This window comes from Mesorhizobium sp. M1E.F.Ca.ET.063.01.1.1, from assembly GCF_003998155.1.
Lineage (GTDB): Bacteria > Pseudomonadota > Alphaproteobacteria > Rhizobiales > Rhizobiaceae > Mesorhizobium.
The window spans coordinates 1-1,102 of sequence record NZ_RZSC01001218.1; the positions used below are offsets into that span (position 1 = coordinate 1).

At 63.6% G+C, this 1,102-nt stretch carries 1 protein-coding gene; it reads left to right on the top strand.

What is annotated here, in order from left to right; translation table 11 throughout:
- Nucleotides 1-1,057: ABC transporter substrate-binding protein (locus tag EOA29_RS37400; RefSeq protein WP_127222454.1), on the top strand; the 1,057-nt coding region annotated here is incomplete at its 5' end.
- Nucleotides 1,058-1,102 lie beyond the last annotated feature (45 nt).

Consider the following 1,102-nt stretch of genomic DNA (forward strand, 5'->3'; position numbering starts at 1 on the left):
GAACAATGCCGCGGCCATCATCATTCCTTCCGAGAATGCCAAGCAGGATCCGCTGACCAGCTTCGTCGGCACCGGTCCCTATATGCTGAAGGACCGCAAGCCCGATCAGTTCATCCAGCTTGCCCGTTTCGACGGCTATAAATCGCGCGACGGCGAGCCGAACGGCTATGGCGGCGCCAGAAAACAGTATCTCGACGAAATCCGTTTCGTGCCGGTTCCCGACGCCAACACCCGCGTGGAAGGAGCGGTCGCCGGCCAGTTCGCCTACGTCGATTCGCTTCCCGTGGAATCCTTCGACAAGGTCTCCGGCGGCAAGACCGCGCCGGTCATGCTGAAACCGTTCGGCTGGCCGGTTTTCGTGCTGAATACCAAACATGGGCCGAACAGCGACATCCGCATCCGCAAGGCGATCCAGGCAGCGCTTGCGCCCAACGACATGCTGCTCGCCGCCTTCGGCTCCAAGGATTTCTTCGCCGCCGACGGCGCGCTCTATCCGGAAGGCTATGCCTGGCATACCGATGCCGGGACCGAAGCCTACAAACCCGACGGCGACACCGAAGCCGCGGCAACCCTGCTGAAGGAAGCCGGCTATGACGGCAAGCCGCTGCGCATCCTCACCAGCCGCCAGTACGAGTTCCACTACAAGATGGCGCAGGTCGCGGCGGAATATCTCAAGGCCGCCGGCTTCCAGGTCCAGCTCGACGTCGTCGAGTGGGCGACGCTGACCAAGAACCGCACCGATCCGGCGCTTTGGGACATCTACATCACCCACAGCCCGTTCCTGCCCGAGCCGTCGCTGACCGGCATCATGTCGGACTCTTCGCCCGGATGGTGGGTCTCGGACCGCAAGCACAAGGTGCTCGACGCCTTCAATGCCGAGCCCGATCCAGCCAAGCGCGTCCAACTGTTCGCGGATGTCCAGAAGGCGGTGCTCGACGAGGTTCCGGCGGTCAAGATCGGCGACTTCAACGCCTTGGCCGCCCAGGCGCCGACGCTCAAGGGCGTGACGCCGGCGCCATGGCCGTATTTCTGGAACGCCTATCTCGAAGGCAAGTAGGTTCCTCCCGCCTGTCCCCTGCGCAACCGGGGCAGGCAAACAGGG